This window comes from Shewanella sp. 433 (assembly GCF_059338565.1).
In genome coordinates this window covers 980,260-999,163 of sequence record NZ_CM181703.1, presented here as the reverse complement: position 1 = coordinate 999,163, position 18,904 = coordinate 980,260, and the positions used below count along the sequence as shown (strand labels likewise).

Here is an 18,904-nt window from a genome sequence, read left to right as displayed (position 1 = left end):
ATGGACCAGATTTTTCGTCCCCAACCGGACGTGGTGCGCGGGGCTGACTTTGACGTATTGCGCGCCTTAGTTTTGGGGCTCGCCTTGGTCGAAGATCGAGCAGGCTTGGCGGCGCGCGGTTTCTTGGGTGTCTCTTTGCTTGTCATCTTAATCCCATAAAAAATAGCTAACGGTGGGTCATTAACCGTTACTTAATGTTTTTTTCTTGGTGAATTTGGTCGGCACCGTATTGGCCGGATCGTCAGGCCACAGGTGCTTAGGGTAACGCCCCTTCATCTCTTTTTTCACCTCAAGATAGGGGCCAGCCCAAAAATTGGCTAAATCGGCAGTCAGCGCCAACGGCCGCTGAGCAGGTGATAACAACGCCATGGTCACCACCAATTTACCTTGCGCCAAGGTCGGGCTTTGCGCCATGCCTAGCGCCTCTTGTAGACGTACGCTCAGTAGCGCGCGCCCCGACGGCTCATATTCTATATTGGCACGGGTGCCCGTAGCCATGGGCCAGTGTGTCGGTAAGTGCTGCGCCAAGGTTTGCTGCAGCTCCCAAGGTAAGAGGTTATGCAACAGGCTATAAAAGTCGAGCGCTTGCAGCTGCGTCAAGCGGCGCACATTATCCAGATAAGGCCCTAGCCAAGTGGGTAAGTCGGCTAACAATGCCTCATCATCCATCGCGGGCCAGTCGCCAGCAAGCTGATACTGGCGTGCCAAGGCCACCCGCTGACGCAGCTGAGTGACTTTGGCATCCAAGTTAAGCACTGCTAGCCCTTTGGCGCGGATTAAACCATAAATGGCCTGTTTAATCTGCGCCGCGTCCAACTGCGCTATCGGCTGCTGCTCAACCACAATCGCCCCAACTCGGCGCTGGCGAAGTGCATAAAAGCGCGCTTGGTTATCATCCCAGCCACAATCAATATGCTCTGTGACGAGCGACTTTAGGCTGTCGTTAAAGCTGGCAGGATCGAGCCGGCTGGCCAGATATACCCGGCCACTACTTTGGCCTTGTGACTCTTGAAAATCGGCCACCACCAGCCAAGGCGCACCACTGAGGCTGTCATCAGTATTGAGCGTCACCCCAACGCCTGCGGCTAATTGATAGCCGCTAACGCCTCTGGCTTTGGCGATTCGGTCTGGAAACGCCAAGGCCAGCAACACGCTAATATCATCGGGATGAGCCTGGCTGATGGCCTGAGCAAGATCCACTTTCCCCCGCCCTTGCCCATCAATACGCGCCAAATAACTGCGGGCTAACTGCGCACTCTCACCATGACGCGCATCGCCCAGATAGCCACTGATATCGGCGCCGCGACGAGCGCGGCTGCGTGACTCAATCACGCCCGCCAGCACTGCCGCTAAGGCCAGCAAAGGTGTACCGCTATTGGCCTGCTGCCACTGCTGCGCTGTTAACAACATATGCGCCAAACGCGGATGGCAACCTAACTGATACGCGGCGCGGCCATGAGCGGTGATTTTACGTTTTTCATCCACCAGCTGCAGTTGTGTTAATAGCGACCAAGCGACCGCTTCATTGGCAGCCGATGGCGGGCTGAGTAATGGCAATTGCGTTAACGCACTCACTCCCCAATAAGCACCGTCGAGCACCATGGAGGTCAAATCGCCGAGTACGATTTCAGGTTCATCGGCTTGCAGCAAGCGCCCTTGCTCCTCTTGGCCCCATAGCCGAATACAATGACCGGGGCACAATCGCCCAGCACGACCGGCGCGCTGGGCCGATGACGACTGGCTGATCCGCTTTAATGACAGCCGAGTCACGCCAGTCTTAGGATTAAAACTGGCTTGGCGTTTATAACCGCTATCCACCACCACGGTGATGCCCTCGATAGTTAAACTCGATTCGGCCACATTGGTCGACAGCACCACTTTACGCCGCCCATCCGTAGCCGGAGCGATGGCGCTATCTTGCTGCGCTGCAGGCAAACTGCCGTAGAGCGGCGCGATATGATACGCCTTAGAGTCGAGGCGGGTCGCCAGCTGCTGGGCTAAGCGATTAATTTCACCTTGGCCGGGTAAAAATGCCAGCAGCGATCCTTGTGGGTGTTGCTGCAAGGCGGTCACTATCACTTGTGCTATATGCACCAACCACTCTTGCTGAGCCCCCACCGCGCGGTATTCGATGCTCACAGGGTAGCTGCGCCCTTCACTTTCGAGGGTCACCGCATTGGGCATCAACTCATGCAATGGCAAACCCGCTAAGGTGGCCGACATTGCCATGATCTTAAGATCGTCACGAAACGAGGATTGTAACTCTAACGCCAAGGCTAAGCCTAAATCTGTGGTGAGGTGCCGCTCATGGATCTCATCAAAAATAATCAGTTCATAGCCACTCAGCTCAGGATCCTGCTGGATCATGCGAGTGAGCACCCCTTCGGTCACCACCTCAAGCCGAGTATTGGTGCTCAACTTAGATTCGCCGCGCACCCGAAAGCCGACGGTATTGCCTATGGTTTCACCGCGCTGCTGGGCAATAAAATGGGCCACATTACGCGCCGCCATTCGTCTTGGCTCTAACATCAATATCTTACCGCTAATTTGCGGCCAATCGAGCAGTGCCAACGGCAAGGCCGTCGACTTACCCGCGCCCGTGGGCGCTTGTAAAATCAGCTGCGATGAGCTGGCCAATGCGCTTTGCAAGGCAGGAAAAAGATGTTGAATGGGTAGTGAGTTCACAAGGGGCTATCTGTCGGCAAAAACTGCGGCAAGTGTACCCGTTATGGGCAAAAAAACAAAATGTACTAGCCCAAGATCAGGCTAGGTCACCATAGTGCAACGCTCGGTGCCAGCCCAGAGCTTCACCTGAGGTCAGCTTCATTAAGGGCGTTGGCTTACCAATGGCATACCCTTGGCCATAATCGACCCCCAGCTTGGCTAAATGCTTGCCTATCTCGATGGACTCGACAAATTCGGCGATCACCTCAAACTGCATGTCGCGCCCCAACTGGCATATGGCCGCCACAATGGCTTGGTCGGCTTTATCCTGACACAGATGACGGACAAACTGGCCATCAATTTTAACGTAATCAACATCGAGTAATTTGAGGTAGGCGAAACTGGAAAAGCCTGAGCCGAAATCATCCAGTGCCAATTTACAGCCCATGGGTTTGAGTAGGTTAATTAATTCGGTAGCCAAATCGAGCTGCTTTACCGCGGCGGTTTCGGTAATTTCAAAACAGAGTTTACGGGCTAATTCAGGCTCGGCTAACAAGCGCATCTCTAGCCAATGCATAAACTCGCGATCGCCAATGGAGAGGGCCGACAGGTTAACCGATACCATAGATAATTCATGCCATAAGGCTAGATGGTTCGCCCCCCAACGCAGCACATTGTCGATCACCCAGCGGTCAACTTTGGCGGCGAGGCTAAATCGTTCGGCGGCGGGTAAAAAGATAGCCGGTGACATCAGCTCACCGTTTTCACAGCGCATGCGCAGCAATATTTCAAAATGTAAACCGCTATTGTTTGCCTGTAGCATCTCAATGGGTTGGTAATATAGCTCAAATCTGTCGTTGGCCAGTGCGCCAATAATATCGACCGAGGCGCTCATGTCGGTATTGAGACGTTCCACCATAGGATCATCGCTGGCATACACATACCACCCGTTACGGCCACTCTCTTTCACGACCCGGCACGCCGCATTGGCACTGCGAAGTAAGTCTGAAATGTTCGCTTGAGCATCTTGGCTTTGTGCCAAACCAATACTGACACTGATGCTGTGTTTGCGCCCTTCCCAGCTAAACTCATGTTGGTTTAACGCCTGACAGATCCGCTCGGCCACTTGCTCGGCAATGTTGCGATCGATATTAGGCATAAAGATGCCAAACTCATCTCCACTGAGCCGCGCAACCACATCGCCTTTGCGCACGAGGCGGGTCAGTCTGGACGACACCTCGCACAGCAGTCTGTCGCCAGCCTGGTAGCCACTGACATTATTGACCACTTGAAAACGGTCGAGATTGATGAATGCAACAAAAGTACTGCGCTTGGGCGCACATGGCTCAGACTCGATATAGAGGGTTTCAAAATAGGCGCGATTGGGTAACCCCGTCAGGCCATCAAAATTGAATACTGCCTCCTGTTGCGGGGCTAACGTCTGCGACACGTCAATGGGTTCGACCATCATCAACAAGGTGCCATCTTCTGCCGATAAGGAGAGAAAGGTCACCTGCGCTTTGCCCTGACAGTGACTATTTTTCATCTGCAGTTCACAACTAGCCTGGGCTAATAAGCCATCGCGCACCAAGGCTAGGGTGGCATAACATTGGCTAACTTCTTGGGGCAATATTAGGCTGGTGATATCTTGCAGCATCTCAACCTTGAGCTCATTGGCGGCGCAACGATTAAAGCGGATCACCCGGTTATCAATACCAACATGCACGCAACAGATCGGCATACGGTACAAGTGCTCAAGGCATTGGAGCTCACTGCTCTTTACCGCTTGGTGTAAGCGGCACGCCTCTTTGGCATAACCCAGCATATTGCCCGCCATAGTGAGCGCATCGAGACTCGATTCACACCAGTGACCATCACTATGGTAGCGATAAGCCACAAAAATATAGTGATTACCCAGCACGGGGATCAGCAACACACTCCCCAGGCGCGATGCGATAAACTGCAGGCTATCGCGCTGTTCAATTTCACTGGATACATCTTGGATAATGGTCGGCTGAGAAAGGGATGCACAGGAGTGCAAGCGGCGGCGATTCGCGACTCGGTTTAGCAGTTTTTGCGCATCACGTTGGCTAAATAAGGTGTCATCATCTTGATGCATCGCCTCAATCTGCACGCTCAAACGGGCCGGAGTGAGTCGCAGCAGCAATAAGCCGTTGCAGCCAGTGATATGGGCAAGCTCCAACAGCGCCGCATCTAATTCATCGAGTAGATCATAATCCGACAGGGCTGTAGCAACCAGCTGCAGCAGTCGGTCTGACGATGTGAGACTCAACTGAGATTGACTTTGTAACATAGTAAGGTCGCTTCCTTATGACCGTTTAGTAAGCACACATAGTTTGAACATCAATATACTCCGAGCCATAAACAATAGGCTTACCGTAGCACAAACCGATATGTTACAACTGACTCGACTTCATTGTTTTGCATATCTGCATCACAGAAAACAAAATTAACTATTACAATTTAAATTCATGAGCTTAAAAAAGAACAGCCGCATTTTAAAGAGAATTTAAGACAGCTGAACTTGGAGTATTTCATTGGCATTGACAGGTCGTCAATGGTTAAACCACAGCTCAAACCAGTGCCATGTATTGGCTAGCAGTATTGGGTAAGATGATGAATTAAGATTCTTTGATACATAAGGAGCTAAATCATGCTCAGCAGACTGTTTATCGGCGTAAGCCCGGCCCCTAAGGACATTCAGCGATTAACATCACTGCAGCAACAGCTGCTAACCGATGGGCAAGCTGTGCCTCGCGCCAACCTGCATATGACCTTGGCCTTTCTCGGCCAAGTCCCCCCAGCGGCCACCACTCAATTAATTGATAAGCTCGACCAGTTAAGTGCGCAGCAAAAACTTCACTCATTTAGCGTCTGCCTGAATGCGCTCACCTTATGGCAAAAAGCTAAAGCCCTGTGCTTAGTGGGTCCGCTTGATGACCCTCATTTAGCCGCGCTGCAACAAGAGTGTCAACAGGTCGCCACAAGCCTTGGTCTGCATCACCAACAGCATCCCTTTACGCCGCACATCACCTTGTTTCGCAAAGCCAAACAATTTACCCCGCTGGCCGTCGAGCCCATCACACTTAATGCCAATACCCTGCATCTGTACCAGTCGGTGAGCGATAACGCCGGCGTGCACTACCCTATAATACAATCATGGCCGTTAGTGGAGCCTCAACCCTAACGACTACAAACGCGCACAAAAAAACGCGCCCATAGGGCGCGTTGTTATTTCATCAGCAAGTCAGAACATTAATCTTCTAATAACGCTGCAATGGTGAGCATGCCGTGGGTCGTCGCGCCCGCCGCCCATAGCTCATTGGCGCTATCGGCAAAGGCCGCAGCCAAATCCACATGCAACCATTTGGCCTCTGGCGATACAAATCGCCACAAGAAACCCGCCGCATTGGATGCACCGCCAGCGCCCCCCCCTTTCATAGGACGGCTGTTAGCAGTATCGGCATAGGCAGATGGACACATCTCTTTATGCCAGGGATCTAACGGTAGCGGCCACACTCGCTCCGCCACTGTCGATGCCTTAGTTTGCGTCTGTGCCAACAGATCACTATTAGGGGAGAAAATCGCATTGTAGTTGCTGCCGACCGCCATGACCGCTGCGCCCGTAAGCGTGGCGGCATCGATAATTAGAGGCGCGCCGGTTTCACTGGCCGCTTGCAGGCCGTCAGCCAGCACCAAACGCCCCTCGGCATCGGTGTTGACCACTTCTACCGAGACGCCATTTTTGTACGTCAAAATATCGCCTAACTTGTAGGCGTGACCGCTGATCAAATTCTCGGCGCAGCAGAGAAACAATTTTACCCGCTTATTCAGCCCAGATTTAATCGCCAGCCCCAATGCTGCCGTAACCGTGGCCGCGCCGCCCATATCGCACTTCATGCCCAGCATCCCTTCTGAGGCTTTAATACTGTAGCCCCCTGAATCGAAGGTGATCCCTTTACCCACTAATGCTGCCGACACTGGGGCATCGGCATCCAAGGGATTAAAGTCCAGCTCAAGTAAGGCGGGCGGGCGCTCACTGCCCCGGCCCACGGCATGAATACCTATCCACTTGTGTTGCAAAAGTGCTTCACCTTCGATGATGCGGTAACTCACCTTATCGCCGCCTACCTGGGTTAACCATTGAGCCGCTTCAGTTGCTAGCGTCACTGGTGCTAAGTTTTCTGGGGTTTCATTAATTAAATAGCGGGCAAAACTAGCGCTATCACGGCGATCATGTAGCGCCGCTTGCATGGTTGCATCGCCACTCCAGAGGATCTCACCCGCCCCTTTGGCGGTGGCAAACCCTTGCGCGAACGCCCACTGACTATTGAGATCCCAGTCGTCGCCACACAACTGCACCGCCGCTACCCCTTGGCCACGTAGTTTTCGGGCCGCTTGCTGTACTTGGCGCAGCTGATCGCCCGCCTGCAGATGGATATGGGCTTGCCCTTGGCTAAAGGTGACATCGGCGCTGCCCCAATGGGCTGCTGGGGCATCGTTGGTCAGGTAGATCTTCATCGTATCGCTCATTATTATTCCTTGTTACGACTGGGTTTATCGACGAGATGTTATGTTCACCGCCGTCATTTTCGCCCAGTATAACCACAAATGGCATCGGGTTTCTAATACCGATATCGGCCTTCATCGATTATGCAATATGTGACATTTCTGACGTTAATGCCAAGCCACGATAAAAATAAAAGCCATAGTCGCCATCGACCTGCTTTGATAGACTTTGCGCCCCGATGCTTAATGGATAAGGTCAGATAATGCTTTTTAGCCCCCCGCTTCAACAGGGCACCTTAATCAAACGTTATAAACGCTTCTTGGCCGACATTGAGCTGTGCGATGGCTCACAGATCACCATCCATTGTCCTAACACGGGCTCGATGCGCAACTGTCTGTTTCCTGGCGAAAAGGTGTGGTTTTCCACCTCAGATAACCCTAAACGTAAATACCCTAATACTTGGGAATTGGCGCAAACCGATGCCGGCCACCTTATTGGCATTAACACCGGCCGTGCCAACGCACTGGCCGCCGAGGCGATAAATGACGGGGTTATCACTGAGCTGCAAGGCTATGGCGAGTTACGCCGTGAAGTCAAATATGGCAGTGAAAACAGCCGCATCGATCTGCTGCTTGAGGACACCAACTTAGGCCGCTGCTATATAGAAGTCAAAAGTTGTACATTACTAGAGCAGCAACAAGGTTATTTTCCTGATGCCGTCAGTATTCGTGGCCAAAAACACCTGCGCGAGTTAATCGAGATGGTTCGTTTAGGTCATCGCGCCGTACTGCTATTTGTGGTGCAACACAGCGGCATTGATAGGGTCAGCGCGGCCCAGCATATCGACCCCGATTACGCCCAGCTGCTGAGTCAGGCTCATCAGGCAGGGGTTGAAATCTTGGCCTATTGCACCGAGATGTCCACCGAAGGACTGCACTTGGCTAAATCCTGCCCTGTTAGCGTATAAATCACCGTTAAAAGTTGAATAAAAAGCAAATAGAGGACATAGTCGAAAAATATCGAACTTTACGGCACAAAAAATTTGCGTGGCAAATAGGTTTCTGATATAGATATCGGCCTTTAAATGACAGCCGCCCTACAACGCAAATGATTAACAGGAGATGCGTTATGCCTGAAGGCACTAAAAAACTTGGCGTACTCGCTATCGCAGGAGTCGATCCTTACCAGGAGAAACCCGGTGAGGAGTACATGAATGACGCTCAACTGAATCACTTCAAAAAAATTCTCGATGCGTGGCGTGGCCAACTTCGTGAAGAAGTGGATCGCACCCTGACTCATATGCAAGACGAAGCCGCGAACTTCCCAGATCCTGTCGATCGTGCAGCTCAGGAAGAAGAGTTCAGCTTAGAGCTTCGTGCACGTGATAGAGAGCGCAAGCTGATTAAGAAGATTGAAAAGACGTTACAAAAAATCGAAGAAGATGATTTCGGTTTCTGTGACTCTTGCGGTATCGAAATTGGTATCCGCCGACTCGAAGCGCGTCCAACAGCCGATCAGTGCATCGACTGTAAGACGCTCGCCGAGATCAAAGAAAAGCAGATGGCAGGTTAATCTGACTTAAGATGAGCGGGGATTATCCCCGCTTTTTTGTCTCTTTCTTAAGTTAAATTGACTCAGTGCAAAGGCTGCATAGTGCATCTTAACACCTACATAGGTCGATTCGCCCCCTCCCCCTCTGGTCCACTTCATTTTGGCTCGCTGATTGCCGCACTTGGCAGTTATTTGCGCGCTCGTACTCAGCAGGGTCAATGGTTGGTGCGCATTGAAGATATCGATCCCCCACGAGAAGTGCCCGGCGCGAGCCAACAGATCTTACATACCCTTGAAGCTTACGGCTTACACTGGGATGGCAGCGTGCTGTATCAAAGTTCACGACTGGACGCCTACGAGGCGCAGTTACAGCAACTGTTGAGCCACAACAAAGCCTATTACTGTCAATGTACTCGCAAGCAAATTCAAGCCATGGGTGCAGCCTATGATGGCCGCTGCGCGCGGCGCACACCGCGTCATGACCAAGGCGCTATCCGCATTTGTAATACTCACCCCGTGACGCAGTTTTATGATCAGTTACTTGGCGATATCCATGTCGACGCTGACTTTGCTGGCGAAGACTTTATTATTAAACGCCGCGATGGCCTGATGGCCTATCAGTTAGCCGTAGTGATGGACGATGCCTTACAAGGCATTACCGAGGTGGTTCGCGGCAGCGATCTATTAACCTCTAGTGCGCGCCAAAGTACCCTGTACAGCTTATTAGATCACCCCACACCCGACTGGCTGCATCTGCCACTGGCCTGCGCCGAACCGGGGCGAAAACTGTCAAAGCAAAATCATGCCCCCGCCATCGACACCCGCGCGCCTCAGGCCAGTATCAATGCGGCGCTGGTGTTTTTAGGCCAAGCGCAATGTGAAGTGGACGATGTGGATAAGATGCTCGCCCAAGCGGTGAGCCAATTCGATATGACACGGATCCCCAAACAAACTGAGATTTTACTGCCGGGCGCTCAAGGTGGGTAAACCTGACGCGCGACATCACACCGGCAATACGCCGCAAACGCCGCGGGTATACTCTTTAAGCCATAATTAAGTTATGATAGCGGCCTTATTTTAACCCTGATATCCAGATGCATGTTGAGGTGTCCTATTTTTCGCCGTATTAGTCAATTCTGTAAACAGCTTTTTGACGACAATCAAAACACCACAGAAACCACACAAGCGGGACTAAGCTTGGAGATCGTTGCGAGAAAGCACCACGCTATTTCACGCAAGCAGATTAGCGAAAACGCTATAAAGGTACTCTACCGATTGCACAAGGCAGGCTTTAAGGCCTACTTGGTGGGCGGCGGCGTGCGCGACATTTTATTAGGCTTAGAGCCGAAAGACTTTGATGTCGTCACCAATGCCACCCCTGAAGAGATTAAAAAGCTGTTTCGTAACTGCCGCTTAGTCGGCCGCAGATTCCGTCTAGCCCATATCGTGTTTGGCCGCGATGTCATTGAAGTCGCCACCTTACGTGGCCACCATGTCGACAGTACCGAACAGATCTCCAAAACCAATGCTGAAGGTCGTCTGCTGCGTGATAACGTCTATGGCAGCATAGATGAAGATGCCGAGCGCCGTGATTTTACCGTCAACGCCCTCTATTACGATATCAGTGACTTCTCTATTCACAGTTATGGCGGCGGCTTGCAAGACTTGCAATCGCGCACCCTACGCCTGATTGGCGACCCGCAAAAACGCTACCGTGAAGATCCGGTGCGCATGCTGCGCGCAGTGCGTTTTGCCACCAAGCTGGGCATGACGATCGACAGCGCCGCAGCCGACCCTATCTATGAATTGGCCCCGCTACTGAAAGATATTCCCGCGGCGCGCATGTATGAAGAAGTACTGAAACTCTTCTTCCACGGTCACGCCCAAGATAACTATCACATGATGCGCGAATTTGGTTTATTTAAGCCGTTATTCCCCTTAGTTGAACAGATTCTGGTGGAAGATCCACAAGGGCCTGCCACTAAGATGATAGAAGCCATCATGCGAAACACAGATGATAGGGTCAACGCCGACAAGTCGGTGACCCCAGCCTTCTTCTACGCGGCCATGCTCTGGTATCCGCTGAGTCAGCGCGCCGATGATATCGCTTTAGAAAGCGGTCTCACCACCTATGATGCCTTTTATGCCGCCATGGGCGATGTGATGGAGCAGCAATGCCGCACCATTAGTATTCCGCGCCGCTTTAGCACCCCAGCGAAAGACATTTGGCAGCTGCAACTGCGTTTCGATCGTAATCAAGGCACTCGTGCCTTTAAGTTTATCGAACATCCTAAGTTCCGCGCCGCTTATGACTTACTGCTGCTGCGTGCTGAAGCCGAAGGTGGCAGCATCGCTAAATCGGCAGCCTGGTGGAAAAGCTTTGTTGAAGGCAGCGAAGAACAACGTAGTGTGATTGCGCGCAGCACCCATAAAGGTGGCAAGCATCGCAACACTAATCGTCGTCGCCGTAGCCCAAAGAAACCGGTTAAACCAGCAGAATAATGACTCGCGTCTATATCGCCTTGGGGGCCAACTTAGCGTCCCCTAAAGCTCAACTTGACCAAGCTTGCATCGCCCTTAAAGCCCTAGCAAGTGACGGTCAAGTGGCGGTTTCGCCCTATTACGCTAGCGCCGCCATGGGGGATATCCCCCAGCCCGATTACCTTAACGCCGTAGCGTGCTTCAACACCGCTTTGAGCCCTATCGCGCTTCTTGATGCCTTACAGGCTATCGAACAACAGCAGGGGCGAGTCCGTCATATCCGCTGGGGCGCACGCACCTTAGACTTAGATCTGCTGCTCTATGGCGAGCAACAGATTGACCTACCACGACTGACGGTACCCCACTACGGCATGAAACAACGCAGCTTTGTGTTAGTCCCGTTACACGATCTTGCGCCTGAGTTGGTGCTGCCTTGTGGTACCGCCGTGGCCAGCTTAATTGATGACACCCTCTTAGCTGAAGTGCAACAACTCGGCCCAGATCATTGAACTTAAGCCACAGTTAGCATATAAAGCACACTACTGTGGATATTGAATCCTTTTATTCATTAGATTTAAGACCATCATTATGTCCAAAATAACGAGCGCTACCTTGCTGAAATTTAAGCAAGAAGGAAAAAAATTCACCGCATTAACCGCCTACGATGCCAGCTTTGCGGCGGCTTTCGACAGTGAAGGGATCGATGTATTACTGGTCGGCGACTCCATGGGAATGGTGTTGCAAGGTCATGATGATACCCTGCCCGTGAGTGTTGAAGATATTGCCTACCACACACGCTGTGTGCGCCGCGGTATTAAGCGCGCGTTATTGATCGCCGACATGCCTTTTATGAGCTATGCCACTCCAGAACAAGCCATGACTAACGCCACGACGCTGATGCAGGCAGGTGCCAACATGGTCAAGGTTGAGGGTGGCCATTGGCTGCTAGAAACCGTGACTAAGCTGACCGAGCGCGGTATTCCTGTTTGTGCTCACTTAGGCCTTACACCACAGTCGGTGCACGTCTTTGGCGGCTTTAAGGTACAAGGACGCGATGCCAGTAACGCCCAGCGCATCTTAGATGAAGCCAAAGCACTACAAGCTGCTGGTGCCCAGCTACTGGTATTAGAATGCATTCCTGTTGCATTGGCGAAAACGATTACCGAAGCACTGACCATTCCCGTTATTGGTATTGGCGCAGGTGCTGACACCGATGGACAAATATTGGTGATGCACGATGTACTGGGGATCTCCAGCGGCTATATTCCACGCTTTTCGAAGAACTATTTGGCACAAACGGGCGAAATTCGTAGCGCTATTCGCGCCTATATCGACGAAGTGGCTAACGGCACTTTCCCTAGCAGCGAACATACCTTTAGCTAACTCTAAAGGCATTAATACAGGTAGTCGTTAGATGTTTACCACCCAAGATATCGCTCAAGTCAGAGAGCAAATTCGTCTTTGGAAACGCCAAGGCGAAACCGTGGCCTTTGTGCCTACCATGGGCAATTTGCACTTAGGTCATATGACCTTAGTAAAGGAAGCGGCTCAGCGCGCCGACCATGTTGTGGTCTCTATCTTTGTTAACCCGCTGCAATTTGGCCAAAACGAAGATCTCGATGCCTATCCTCGCACCTTAGCCGCCGATCAGGCTGCCTTAGTAGAGGCTGGCGCCGAACTGTTGTTTACCCCCACACCTGCCATCATCTATCCCAAGGGAATGGAGTTGCAGACCTTTGTCGAAGTCCCCAAGATCTCTGATGAACTGTGTGGTGCCAGTCGTCCCGGCCATTTTCGCGGCGTCGCCACCATAGTGTGCAAGCTGTTTAATATCGTTCAGCCCGATATCGCCGTCTTTGGCAATAAAGACTTTCAACAGTTGATGGTGATAAAAACCATGGTTGAAGATCTGTCACTGCCCATTGAGATCGTCGGTATCGACACCATACGCGAGCCATCGGGATTGGCCATGAGCTCACGCAATGGCTATTTAAGCGCTGAACAAAAACAGCAAGCCGCTGCATTAAAACGGACAATGGACGCCATGGCTGAGGCCATATCCCAAGGACAAGCTGTGGAACAGGCAGCGAATGAGGCGACTCTGCAACTGACTCAAGCTGGCTTTAAGATCGATTACTTAAGCGTACGTAATGCAACCAATCTACATCCCATTGGCGCTGATGATAAGCAGTTGGTGATCTTAGCCGCGGCGTATATGGGCAGCACTCGCCTTATCGACAACCTCTGTTTCACGCGCAATTAATTCACAGCCTCCTGCGCCGGTAACAAAAGCTTAGGGTGCGGCGATAACGCCTCACCCTAACGTCACCCTGACGTCCAACCGTCTAATAAACCATCAAAACAGAGCGATAGAACATCGCTTTATTACCGATTGATATGATAAAAAATACCATCTCATCATAAATAACCGGATGACACTTGCAGGCTAAGCTGAGAAATTAAATCACCTGATTGCTCACTTTTCATCGCTAACGCCAGTCTTCAGTAGAGCCTGCTTTGATAATGTCATCATCACTAGTTACAGATGATTTATAGGCTAATGTGTTGAATTAAAATAAAATTAAATACAACAATCTAAAAACAATTGACAACAAAAAAACCACAGTGTGACCCAGATCACCACACGCCGATGTTGCTTTATTCCTCGAATCATCCAAAAATGAAATTATTGGATCAGATATTTGCATTTATACGACACATTTCGCTTAAAAAACCAGCTCAAACACTATTTACCGCTAATAAAATGCCATTAACCGCTAATTTGTTATAAACAAGCCCCCACTAAATGTGATATTAATCACAGCCTAATTTAGGCGCGTCGGATGTACCTCACAGCCATCTAACCTAGACTAAAGTAATCGACACAATATGATCTAGATCATATTGGCTTTTATTGAATTAGCGTTTAGTACGCACCTAAGATTAATCGAGTGAGCTAAAATCACTGATGATCCACAAGGCAGCGCTGCACCTTTAGAAGTCAGCTCTAATATATCTAATATAAAAGTTAGCAATAACACAGTTACGACAGTAAGAGGCAATCATGACCCTACTTCAGCTACTCGCCAGTTTAACGCCTGTGATCAGCGTTATGCTATTTTTGGTACTTCTACGGATGCCAGCTTCACGCGCCATGCCCATCTCCATGGTCATGACAGGTTTAGCCGCCGTCTTTATTTGGCAAATGGATACCACCATTCTAGGTGCATCAGTCGTCGAAGGCTTGTTATCGGCGCTGACCCCACTGAGTATTATTTTCGGTGCGGTGTTCCTGCTTAACACCTTAAAATATTCCGGCGCGATGGATACCATTCGTGCCGGTTTTACTAATATCAGCGGCGATGCGCGAGTACAGGTGATCATCATCTGCTGGCTATTTGGCTCGTTTATTGAAGGTTCAGCGGGTTTCGGTACACCTGCGGCTATCGGTGCTCCCTTGCTAGTATTACTGGGCGTGCCACCGATTGCTTCGGCGGTAGTTGCGCTAATTGCCGACTCCACCAGTGTGTCGTTTGGTGCTATCGGCTTACCTGTACTGTTTGGTATGGAACAAGGCTTAATGTCAGGCGGCGTCAGTATGGCAGCTGAACAGATTGCCGAACATGGCGGTCACTTCGCAGACTATGCCCAGTTCATCGCCATGCACATGATCACTATCGATTTGATCACTGGTACCCTCATCCCATTAGTGTTGGTTTCGGTACTCACTGGCTTCTTTGGTCGTAACAAGTCATTTAAAGAAGGGCTGCAGATTTGGAAGTTTGCCCTATTTGCTGGCTTCGCGTTTACCATTCCAGCTTGGTTAATTAACTTCTTCGCTGGTCCTGAGTTCCCATCGGTTATCGGTGCGCTTGTGGGTATGGCACTGGTTATTCCGGTGGCGCGTAAAGGCTACTTACTGCCAAAAACGCCATGGAACGACTTTGCTGAAAATGACAGTCAAGACACCAACAAAGTTGAAACTAAGGTGCAGTTCTCACAAGTTGCAGCTTGGACGCCGTACATCATTATGGCGGCTCTGCTGGTTGTATCGCGTACTGTCGCACCAGTTAAAGCTTGGCTGGTCAGCTATAACATCAGCTGGACGGGTCTCATGGGCACCGAGCTTAAAGCTGGCTTCGCCACTTTATACGCCCCTGGCGCGTTTTTTATCTTGGTGTGCCTATTAGGCTTCGTGCTGTTTAAGATGAAGTCCTCTGCCATTAAGCAATCGATCACTGTGTCGTGCAGCTCTATGTTACCGACGATCATTTCACTCGGCGCCTCTGTGCCTATGGTGAAAATCTTCCTTAACTCTGGCGCCAACGACTCAGGTCTAGAATCTATGCCAGTAGCACTGGCCGATATGCTAGCAGGCTCAATGGGTGCGGTATGGGCTTGGATGTCACCTATCGTGGGTATTTTTGGTGCCTTCCTGTCTGGTTCTGCCACCTTCTCTAACATGATGTTCTCTGGCTTGCAGTACAGCGTCGCCGATAACATTGGCATGAACCATGCGATGGTACTGGCCCTACAAGGCATAGGGGCTAACGCAGGCAACATGATGTGTGTGATGAACGTGGTCGCGGCAGCAACCGTTGTTGGTATGGCTGGTAGAGAGTCGGAAATCATTCGTAAAACCATGCCTATCGCACTGGGTTATGCCTTAGTCGCTGGTACGATTGCGACCCTTTGGGGTGGTTTCTAAACATCAATTATCAGGTGGGCGAGCAAGTGATTGCTCGCCTTTTACCCGTTATAAATAAAGAGTAATGTTATGTCGATTAACTATTCAGCTGTTGTCGCAGACTTAAGAGCCAAGCTTGGCCAAGATGCCGTTACCGACGATGCAGTGCGTCGTTTTGCTTGGTCAACAGACGCGAGTTACTTCCGTATTGTGCCTGAAGTGGTTGTTCATGCCGAAACATTAGCAGATGCCAAACTCACTTTAGAAGTTGCTCGCCAGCATCAAGCCCCAGTCACCTTTCGCGCCGCGGGCACCAGCCTATCGGGCCAAGCTATCGGCGAAGGTATTTTATTGATCTTGGGCCACGATGGTTTTCGCAAAATTGAAGTCAGTGCCGACAGTAAACAGGTTTCACTTGGGGTGGCCGTTGTCGGCGCCGATGCCAACTTGGCGCTCAAGCCATTTAGCAAGAAGATTGGCCCAGATCCTGCGACACTGACCTCATGTAAAATTGGCGGTATCGTGGCAAATAATGCCTCTGGTATGTGTTGCGGCACTGCGCAGAACAGTTACCAAACGATTGCATCGGCCAAGCTGCTGTTTGCCGACGGCTCAGAGCTCGATACCGGTTGTGAAAAGTCCAAGGCCGCCTTTAGTGAAAACAATAAAGCGCTGCTTGATGCGCTCGTTGAGCTGGGCACCATGACCCGCAGCAACGAAGTGCTCGCTAATCGTATTCGTAAAAAATTCTCAATTAAAAACACTACCGGTTACAGCATCAATGCCTTAGTCGACTTTAGCGATCCATTCGATCTGATCAATCACTTGATTGTTGGTTCTGAAGGTACACTCGCGTTCGTTGAAGAGGTCACCTATAACACGGTTGATGAAGCGAAGTTTAAAGCCTCAGCCATGGCGGTCTTCTTCAATATGGAAGATGCAGCCAGTGCGATCCCACCGATCAATGGCGAAAGCGTTGCCGCGGCTGAACTGTTAGACTGGGCATCGATTAAAGCGGTCACCGGAAAAACCGGTATGCCCGAATGGCTCAGCGATCTGCCAGAAAATGCGGCGATTTTGCTTATCGAGTGTCGCTCGAATGATAAACAGACCCTTGAGCACTATACCAAAGATGTGATCGGCAAACTGGCGCACATTGAAACTGAACGCCCAATCACCTTCACCGACGATCCTGCCGTGTTTGGTCAATACTGGGCGATGCGTTCAGGACTGTTCCCCATTATTGGCGGTGAACGTCCTAAAGGCACGTCGGTTATCATCGAAGATATCGCTGTTGAGGTAGAGCACCTCGCGAATGTTGCTAAAGATCTGACCGAGCTGTTTCACAAGCATAATTACCCTGAAGGGGTGATCTATGGTCACGCGCTAGCGGGTAACTTCCACTTCATCATTACGCCTACCTTTGCTTCACAAGAGGATATCAATCGCTTCCACGCCTTTATGCAAGATGTGGCCGAGATGGTTATCGACAAATACGACGGTTCGATGAAAGCCGAGCACGGTACAGGTCGTGCGGTCGCCCCCTTTGTTGAGATGGAATGGGGCGCCGACGCTTACACCTTGATGAAGCGCATCAAGCACATTTTCGATCCACAAGGGCTACTTAACCCAGGTGTGATCCTCAATGATGATGCCAATGTGCACGTTAAAAACATCAAGCCTTGCCCTGTGGTCGATGATTTTGTCGATAAGTGTATCGAGTGTGGTTTCTGTGAAAAAACCTGCCCCACCTCGGCACTTAACTTTACGCCGCGTCAGCGTATCGCCACCTTGCGTGAAATTGCTCGCCTTGAACAATCTGGCGATAAACAAGCGGCCGAGGAGATGCGTGCTGCGGCCAAGTATGACGTAGTTGATACCTGCGCCGCTTGTCAGCTGTGTACCATTGCCTGCCCCGTTGATAACAGTATGGGCAACCTAGTGCGTAAGCTGCGTACGCCTTATATCACCACTACCGAGCAGAAGGTACTGGACTTCCAAGCCAAACATTTTGGCGTGGTTAACCAAGCGATCAGCACCGGCTTCAATGTACTCAACATCATCCACAAAGTGGCGGGTGACAACGTGACCAACGGCCTGATGAAGATGGGTCGTATGGTGTCTAAAGAGGTACCTTACTGGAACCCAGACTTTGCTAAGGGCGCCAATCTGCCTACGCCATCGCCGGCATCGCCAGATAAAGAAACTATTGTCTACTTCCCCGCTTGTGGCGGTCGCACCTTTGGCCCAACGCCGCTCGATCCTGACAATCGCACCCTACCGGATGTCGTCGTCACTCTGCTTGAGCGCGCCGGCTATAACGTGGTCACTCCAGACAATACCCGTCACCTGTGCTGCGGCCAGATGTGGGAGTCAAAAGGTGACTTTAAAAATGCCGATGCCAAACGCGATGAGCTGATCGATGCCCTGAGCGCATTGAGTGATAACGGTAAAGTGCCCGTGGTGGTTGATGCACTCTCTTGTACTTACCGCACCTTAACGGGTAACCCAAAAGTGGAGATCACCGATCTCGTCGAATTTATGCACGACAAGATCTTGCCTAAGCTCACCTTCACCAAGAAGGTTAACATCGCCCTGCACTTTGGCTGTAGCGCACGTAAGATGAAGCTTGAGCCTAAGATGCAAGCCTTGGCCGACGCCTGTAGCATGGGAGTTAAGTTGCCCGAAGGTATCGAGTGTTGTGGTTATGCCGGTGAGAAAGGCTTATACAAGCCAGAGATGAACGCCAGTGCGCTGCGCAACATCAAAAAGCTGATCCCTGTCGATATTAAAGAGGGCTACTACGCCAACCGTATGTGTGAAGTGGGTCTGTCACATCACAGCGGGATCTCTTATCGTCACTTGGCCTATCTGCTAGAAGAGTGTAGCCGTTAATCATAACGACTCAAGACGGTTTAGGTTTTAGATAACCACACCCAAGCAAACTCCGCGATGTAAGTCTTTACATCGCGGTTTTTTATGTCTGCCAA

At 50.9% G+C, this 18,904-nt stretch carries 14 protein-coding genes; 11 read left to right on the top strand and 3 right to left on the bottom strand.

What is annotated here, in order from left to right; all coding sequences use genetic code 11:
* On the top strand, window positions 1-159 hold the full coding sequence (locus AC5YB1_RS04560; RefSeq protein WP_494520889.1) for a hypothetical protein: 159 nt from the start codon (window positions 1-3) through the stop codon (window positions 157-159).
* Window positions 160-180: 21 nt separating this feature from the next.
* Here AC5YB1_RS04560 and hrpB read toward each other — a convergent pair whose 3' ends face one another.
* Together hrpB and AC5YB1_RS04550 are read right to left on the bottom strand one after the other, a co-directional pair.
* Window positions 181-2,685 carry an ATP-dependent helicase HrpB gene (hrpB, locus tag AC5YB1_RS04555; RefSeq protein WP_494520888.1) on the bottom strand — a complete coding sequence of 835 codons (2,505 nt, stop codon included), beginning with the start codon at window positions 2,683-2,685 and terminating at the stop codon, window positions 181-183.
* A gap of 76 nt (window positions 2,686-2,761) precedes the next feature.
* Window positions 2,762-4,978: a putative bifunctional diguanylate cyclase/phosphodiesterase gene (locus AC5YB1_RS04550; protein ID WP_494520887.1), complete on the bottom strand. Its 2,217-nt coding sequence runs from the start codon at window positions 4,976-4,978 to the stop codon at window positions 2,762-2,764.
* Between the two features lie 360 nt (window positions 4,979-5,338).
* On the opposite strand from AC5YB1_RS04550, the gene thpR reads away from it, so the two are divergent.
* Window positions 5,339-5,872 carry an RNA 2',3'-cyclic phosphodiesterase gene (gene thpR, locus AC5YB1_RS04545; RefSeq protein WP_494520886.1) on the top strand — a complete coding sequence of 178 codons (534 nt, stop codon included), beginning with the start codon at window positions 5,339-5,341 and terminating at the stop codon, window positions 5,870-5,872.
* Between the two features lie 68 nt (window positions 5,873-5,940).
* Here the strand turns inward: thpR and pepB are convergent, their stop codons facing one another.
* The gene (gene pepB / locus AC5YB1_RS04540; protein WP_494520885.1) at window positions 5,941-7,218 is read right to left on the bottom strand and encodes an aminopeptidase PepB; all 1,278 of its coding nucleotides are present in this window, start codon (window positions 7,216-7,218) and stop codon (window positions 5,941-5,943) included.
* A 239-nt stretch (window positions 7,219-7,457) separates the two neighbouring features.
* On the opposite strand from pepB, the gene sfsA reads away from it, so the two are divergent.
* From sfsA to AC5YB1_RS04495, 9 genes are all read left to right on the top strand, one after another.
* On the top strand, window positions 7,458-8,162 hold the full coding sequence (sfsA, locus tag AC5YB1_RS04535; protein ID WP_494520884.1) for a DNA/RNA nuclease SfsA: 705 nt from the start codon (window positions 7,458-7,460) through the stop codon (window positions 8,160-8,162).
* 161 nt (window positions 8,163-8,323) lie between these two features.
* Window positions 8,324-8,767 (top strand): RNA polymerase-binding protein DksA, encoded by a 444-nt coding sequence (gene dksA, locus AC5YB1_RS04530; protein ID WP_110455887.1) that lies wholly within the window; start codon window positions 8,324-8,326, stop codon window positions 8,765-8,767.
* A 78-nt stretch (window positions 8,768-8,845) separates the two neighbouring features.
* Window positions 8,846-9,733 (top strand): tRNA glutamyl-Q(34) synthetase GluQRS, encoded by an 888-nt coding sequence (gluQRS, locus tag AC5YB1_RS04525; protein ID WP_494521579.1) that lies wholly within the window; start codon window positions 8,846-8,848, stop codon window positions 9,731-9,733.
* Window positions 9,734-9,844: 111 nt separating this feature from the next.
* Window positions 9,845-11,248: a polynucleotide adenylyltransferase PcnB gene (gene pcnB, locus AC5YB1_RS04520; RefSeq protein WP_475514883.1), complete on the top strand. Its 1,404-nt coding sequence runs from the start codon at window positions 9,845-9,847 to the stop codon at window positions 11,246-11,248.
* Window positions 11,248-11,736 (top strand): 2-amino-4-hydroxy-6-hydroxymethyldihydropteridine diphosphokinase, encoded by a 489-nt coding sequence (folK, locus tag AC5YB1_RS04515; protein WP_475514884.1) that lies wholly within the window; start codon window positions 11,248-11,250, stop codon window positions 11,734-11,736. The genes pcnB and folK overlap by 1 nt, the downstream gene beginning before the upstream one ends.
* A gap of 79 nt (window positions 11,737-11,815) precedes the next feature.
* Window positions 11,816-12,610, top strand: coding sequence for a 3-methyl-2-oxobutanoate hydroxymethyltransferase (panB, locus tag AC5YB1_RS04510; RefSeq protein WP_475514885.1), 795 nt, complete (start codon window positions 11,816-11,818; stop codon window positions 12,608-12,610).
* Window positions 12,611-12,641: 31 nt separating this feature from the next.
* Entirely contained in the window at window positions 12,642-13,490 is an 849-nt protein-coding gene (panC, locus tag AC5YB1_RS04505) for a pantoate--beta-alanine ligase (RefSeq protein ID WP_494520883.1), read from the top strand.
* Between the two features lie 801 nt (window positions 13,491-14,291).
* Complete coding sequence (locus AC5YB1_RS04500; RefSeq protein ID WP_475514887.1) at window positions 14,292-15,935, top strand: L-lactate permease; 1,644 nt, start codon at window positions 14,292-14,294, stop codon at window positions 15,933-15,935.
* Window positions 15,936-16,004: 69 nt separating this feature from the next.
* Complete coding sequence (locus tag AC5YB1_RS04495) at window positions 16,005-18,809, top strand: FAD-binding and (Fe-S)-binding domain-containing protein (protein WP_494520882.1); 2,805 nt, start codon at window positions 16,005-16,007, stop codon at window positions 18,807-18,809.
* Window positions 18,810-18,904: the final 95 nt, after the last annotated feature.